General features: G+C 74.6%; 6 protein-coding genes. 5 read left to right on the forward strand and 1 reads right to left on the reverse strand.

What is annotated here, in order from left to right; genetic code table 11:
* A partial coding sequence (locus tag HGCM_RS17610; RefSeq protein ID WP_019136434.1) for a hypothetical protein occupies positions 1–390 on the forward strand: 390 nt, incomplete at its 5' end.
* A gap of 89 nt (positions 391–479) precedes the next feature.
* On the opposite strand, the gene HGCM_RS17615 is transcribed toward HGCM_RS17610, so the two are convergent.
* Entirely contained in the window at positions 480–1,535 is a 1,056-nt protein-coding gene (locus tag HGCM_RS17615; RefSeq protein ID WP_019136435.1) for an aquaporin, read from the reverse strand.
* Positions 1,536–1,833: 298 nt separating this feature from the next.
* On the opposite strand from HGCM_RS17615, the gene HGCM_RS08570 reads away from it, so the two are divergent.
* The 4 genes from HGCM_RS08570 to HGCM_RS08585 all read left to right on the forward strand — a co-directional run bounded on the left by HGCM_RS08570 (position 1,834) and on the right by HGCM_RS08585 (position 5,413).
* Positions 1,834–3,051 (forward strand): NADP-dependent isocitrate dehydrogenase, encoded by a 1,218-nt coding sequence (locus tag HGCM_RS08570; RefSeq protein WP_019136436.1) that lies wholly within the window; start codon positions 1,834–1,836, stop codon positions 3,049–3,051.
* Positions 3,052–3,142: 91 nt separating this feature from the next.
* Positions 3,143–3,838 carry a GNAT family N-acetyltransferase gene (locus tag HGCM_RS08575; RefSeq protein ID WP_051016058.1) on the forward strand — a complete coding sequence of 232 codons (696 nt, stop codon included), beginning with the start codon at positions 3,143–3,145 and terminating at the stop codon, positions 3,836–3,838.
* A 90-nt stretch (positions 3,839–3,928) separates the two neighbouring features.
* Positions 3,929–4,357 (forward strand): SRPBCC domain-containing protein, encoded by a 429-nt coding sequence (locus HGCM_RS08580; RefSeq protein ID WP_019136438.1) that lies wholly within the window; start codon positions 3,929–3,931, stop codon positions 4,355–4,357.
* 57 nt (positions 4,358–4,414) lie between these two features.
* Entirely contained in the window at positions 4,415–5,413 is a 999-nt protein-coding gene (locus HGCM_RS08585) for a malate dehydrogenase (RefSeq protein WP_019136439.1), read from the forward strand.
* Positions 5,414–5,524 lie beyond the last annotated feature (111 nt).

Below are 5,524 nucleotides of genomic sequence, written 5' to 3' on the forward strand. Positions count from 1 at the left end.
CCCGCCGAGCCGCCGCCCGCCGAGCCGCTGCCCGCCGGATCCGTGCCGCCCGAGGGGCCCGACCCGGCGGCGGTCCCGGTCGACGAGCGCCCTCTCGACCCGCGTGCGATCGCCCGTGCCTCGCTGCTCGCCTCGAACAACGCCTCCCTGTGGTGGGTCTCCAGCGGGGTCGTCCTGGCGACCGTGCTGTCGCTCGTCGCCGGCGCGCCCGTCGGCGTGCTGGCGCTGGCGGCGGTGACGGGCTGCGGGGCGGTCGTCCGGCTGGTGCGCCCCGAGCCCGGGCCGATCGCGGTCTCGGTGCGTGCGCGGTGGATCGACGTCGGCATGCTCGGCGGGGCGACGCTCGCGCTGGCCGCGCTCGCGGTGTGGCTGCCCGGCCCCGTCCTGTGACGTCGGCGCCGTCGCCCTGAGCGACGGCAGCCGCAGACGACGACGCCCTCCCTCCGGCCGTCCGGAGGGAGGGCGTCGACGCGCGGGGGTCAGCGCTGCTCGACCACGACGACGTCGTCGGTCGTGACGTAGGCCTCGTCCTCCTCCAGGAGGTTGTCCTCGCGGGGCTCGGCGGCGAACGCCCGGTACACGAGGCCGGCGATCGCGGCCCCGACCAGCGGCGCCACCCAGAACACCCACAGCTGGGCCAGGGCCCACGACTCGGCGAACACGGCGGCGGCGGTCGCGCGGGCGGGGTTGAGCGCACCGTTCGTCACGGGCAGCGCGACGAGCACGAGCACGGTGAACGTGAGGCCGATCGCGAACGGGGCGACCGTCGAGCGGGCCCGGCGGTCGGTCACGCCGAGCACGACGCCGACCAGGACGGCCGTGAGCACGAGCTCGACGACGACGGCGATGAAGAGCGTCGAGCCGGCGTCGCCCTGCGTCGCCGTGCCGAGCGCGGTGTGCTCGCCGTAGCCGTTGGCCAGGCCCGAGAACACCTTGCGCGTGGTGCCGCCCTCGGAGAGGAGCCCGGCGAGCTGCGAGGGGTACGCGATGAAGAGCAGCGCCGCCGCGGCGATCGCGCCGACGACCTGGGCCAGCCAGTAGGGGAGCACGTCGCGCCACGCGGTGCGCCCGCCGACGGCGGCGCCGAGCGTGACGGCGGGGTTGAAGTGCCCGCCCGAGACGTGGCCGACCGCGGCGCCGACGCCAGCGAGGGCGAGGCCGAAGCCGAGGGCGACGGCGAGGGACCCGCCGCCACCGCCGAAGGAGGCGAACTGCGTGCCCGCGTACAGCGCCACGCCGAGGCCGGCGAGGACGAACACGAAGGAGCCGAACACCTCGGCGCCGAGCCGCGCCGCGAGCGACGGGCCCGCGGTGACGACCGTGCCGGCGGGCAGCACGTACGCGTCGTACTCGTCGGTCTCGAGGTCGGGCTCGCCGTCGGTGGCCGGCGGGGGCGTCGTGAGCGGAGCCGGCGCGGCGGGCGCGGCGCCGGCCGGTGCGGCGGCGCCGGTCGACGCGGTCTCGGGCGTGCCGGGCTCGACGGGCGTGCCGGGCTCGACGGGCTCGGGCGCGTTCTCGGGCGTGTCCTGGGACATGTCGGTCCTGTCGGTAGGGCGATGGGTTCGGTGGGATCGCGGCGGTTCGCCCGCGTCCGGTGCTCCAGCATGCCAGCACCGCCTGGGTCGGCACCGCCTGGGTCGGCACCGCCTGAGTCGGCACCGCCGGAGTCGGCACCGCCGGAGTCGGCACCGCGTGAGTCGCCGCTCGTCCCCGAGGGGCGCAGCACGCCCGTGGCGGGCCGGTGTCTTGACGTCGAGTAATCTGGAGCCCGGATCCGTGGCACCACCCCACCCCGGTAGCGTGCCGTCCACCGCCCAGCACAGGGAGATGCCCATGGCGAAGATCAAGGTCGTCGGTCCGGTCGTCGAGCTCGACGGCGACGAGATGACGCGCATCATCTGGCAGTTCATCAAGGACCGCCTGATCCACCCGTACCTCGACGTCGACCTGCGGTACTTCGACCTGTCGATCCAGAACCGCGACGCGACCGACGACCAGGTGACGGTCGACGCCGCGCACGCGATCAAGGAGCACGGCGTCGGCGTCAAGTGCGCCACGATCACGCCCGACGAGGCGCGGGTCGAGGAGTTCGGCCTCAAGAAGATGTGGAAGTCGCCGAACGGCACGATCCGCAACATCCTCGGCGGCGTCGTCTTCCGCGAGCCGATCGTCATCTCGAACATCCCGCGCCTCGTGCCGGGCTGGAACAAGCCGATCATCATCGGCCGTCACGCCTTCGGCGACCAGTACCGCGCGACCGACTTCAAGGTCGCCGGCGCGGGCACGCTCACGCTGACGTTCACCCCCGCGGACGGCTCCGAGCCGATCCAGCAGGAGGTCGTGACGTACCCCGAGGGCGGCGGCGTCGCGATGGGCATGTACAACTTCGACGAGTCGATCCGCGACTTCGCGCGCGCGTCGTTCGCCTACGGCCTGCAGCGCGGCTACCCGGTGTACCTCTCGACGAAGAACACCATCCTCAAGGCCTACGACGGCCGCTTCAAGGACCTGTTCCAGGAGGTCTTCGACGCCGAGTACGCCGACCAGTTCGCGGCGGCCGGCCTCACCTACGAGCACCGCCTCATCGACGACATGGTCGCCTCCGCGCTCAAGTGGGAGGGCGGCTACGTCTGGGCGTGCAAGAACTACGACGGCGACGTCCAGTCCGACACCGTCGCGCAGGGCTTCGGCTCGCTCGGCCTCATGACGTCCGTTCTGGTGACGCCCGACGGCAAGACCGTCGAGGCCGAGGCGGCGCACGGCACGGTCACGCGGCACTACCGCCAGCACCAGGCGGGCAAGCCGACGTCGACGAACCCGATCGCGTCGATCTTCGCGTGGACCGGCGGGCTCAAGCACCGCGGCAAGCTGGACGGCACGCCCGAGGTCACGCAGTTCGCCGAGACGCTCGAGGACGTGGTCATCAAGACCGTCGAGTCGGGCCAGATGACGAAGGACCTCGCGCTGCTCGTCGGCCCCCAGCAGGAGTGGCTGACGACCGAGGACTTCCTCGCCGCGCTCGACGCGAACCTGGCGGCCCGGCTGGCCTGAGCCGACCCGGTCCGTCGCAGGGCGCCGTCCCCTCGGGGGCGGCGCCCTGCGCCATGTGTCCGAGTTGGCACCTGGACGATCGTCCGGCACGATGTGTCATGTGCTGGACCCCGCAAGTCACGACTCCGCTCACCGCCGGCTCGCCGACGCGGTGGAGCCGCTGCGCCGTGAGCGGCTCGGCCACGCCGCCGACGTGCTCGCGGCCGCGCTCGCGGACGACCCGGGGTTCCGCCATCTGTTCCCGGACGGCCGCCGCCGAGAGCGCGAGCTGCGCGCGATGTACCGCATGACGCTGGCGGACACCCTGCGGCACGGGCGCGCGTTCGTCACCGTGCGGGACGGCGAGATCACCGGGGCGCTCGCGCTCTACCCGCCGGGGACGTACCCGATGAGCGCCGCGCGCTGGCTGCGGCTGGCTCCGCAGCTGGCCGTCCTCGCGGCGCGGACCCGCGCGCACGCCCCCGGGCTGATCCGGTTCGGCGACCTGACGTCGGGCGGCGTGCCCCGCGACTCCTGGTACGTCGAGGCGCTCGGCGTCCGGCCCGACCTGCAGCGGCAGGGCAGGGGGCGCCGGCTGATGGCGGAGGTCTTCACGCTCGTCGACGCCGAGGAGGGGCGCGGCTACCTGGAGACGACGAAGCGCGGCAACGTCGAGTACTACCGCTCGCTCGGGTACGAGCCCGTCGGCGAGCCCGTGCCCCTGGCGGCGGACGGCCCGTGGATCTTCCGGATGGCCCGCGCCGCCGTGCGCCGGCACGACGCCCGGGAGCTCGCCTCGGCGAGCTGAGGCGACCGCGGCCGGGTGGCACGCCGCCGGCGCCGGGAGCACGATCGGACGTGCGCGGGGACGCCCGTGCCCGGAGGTCGGAGGGTCGTCATGGCGGGACTCGTCGCCCGTGCGCAGCGGCGCGTCGCCGCGTCGCCCGAGCGGGTGTGGGAGGTGCTCACCTCGCCGGACCCCCACCCGGAGATCCTGCTCGGCGCCCGCACCGTCTCGGACTGGCGCGTCGGTGGGCCGGTGCGCTGGGTCGGCGAGTGGCAGGGGCGGCCCTTCGAGGACCAGGGGGAGGTCGTCGAGGTCGACCGGCCCCGGCGGCTCGTCGTGACGCACTACAGCCCGATGTCGGGCGCGCCGGACGTGCCGGAGAGCTACCACCGCCTCACCTACGAGCTGTCCCCGGACGGCGACGGGACGCTGGTGTCGCTCGAGCAGGACAACAACCCCGACGAGGAGGCCGTGGCGCACAGCGCGCGGACGTGGGAGGGCATGCTCGACGGCGTCGCCACGGTCGCCGAACGAGCGTGAGGTGCGTGCCGTCGCGGTAGGTTGCCAGGACCGACCGTCGATGCGAAGGAGCCGTCCGTGCCTGCTGGGTCGCCCGCTGGGGTCGTCAACGTCACCGTCACCGGAGCCGCGGGCCAGATCGGGTACGCGCTCCTGTTCCGCATCGCGTCGGGTCAGCTCCTGGGCCCCGACACGCCCGTGCGGCTGCGGCTGCTCGAGGTCCCGCAGGCCGTCAAGGCGGCGGAGGGCACCGCGATGGAGCTCGACGACTGCGCGTTCCCCCTGCTGGCCGGCATCGACATCCACGACGACGCCCGTGCGGCGTTCGACGGCGTCAACGTCGCGCTGCTCGTCGGCGCGCGCCCCCGTGGCGCCGGGATGGAGCGCGGCGACCTGCTCTCCGCGAACGGCGGCATCTTCGGGCCCCAGGGGCAGGCGATCAACGCCGGCGCCGCCGACGACGTGCGCGTGCTGGTCGTGGGCAACCCGGCCAACACGAACGCGTGGATCGCCCAGCAGCACGCGCCCGACGTGCCGGCCGACCGGTTCACGGCGATGACGCGGCTCGACCACAACCGTGCCGTCGCGCAGCTCGCCGCCCGGACGGGTGCCGCCGTCCCCGAGATCCGGCGGCTGGCGATCTGGGGCAACCACTCCGCGACGCAGTACCCCGACCTCACGCACGCGACGGTGGGCGGCACGCCGGCCCGCGACCTCGTCGACGAGGCGTGGGTCCGCGACACGTTCATCCCGACGGTCGCCAAGCGCGGCGCGGCGATCATCGAGGCCCGCGGGGCGTCCTCGGCGGCCTCGGCGGCCAACGCGGCGATCGACCACGTGCACACCTGGGTGCACGGCACGCCGGAGGGCGACTGGACCTCGGCGGGCGTGGTGTCGGACGGCTCGTACGGCGTGCCCGAGGGCCTGGTGTCGTCGTTCCCGGTGACCTCGTCGGGGGGCGCGTGGCACATCGTCCCCGACCTCGAGGTCGACGCCTTCTCCCGCGAGCGGGTCGACGCGTCGGTCGCCGAGCTGGCCGAGGAGCGCGAGGCGGTGCGCGCGCTGGGGCTCGTCTGACGACCACCCCGGCGGCCGGCGCCGTGCGGGTCGCGCTGCGGGTGCGGCCCGGCGCCTCGCGCACGCGCGTCGGCGGCCGGCACGGCGCGGCGCTGGTCGTCGCGGTGGGCG

The sequence above is a fragment of the Cellulomonas massiliensis JC225 genome (genome assembly GCF_000312005.1).
In the GTDB taxonomy this organism is placed as follows: Bacteria; Actinomycetota; Actinomycetes; order Actinomycetales; family Cellulomonadaceae; genus Cellulomonas; species Cellulomonas massiliensis.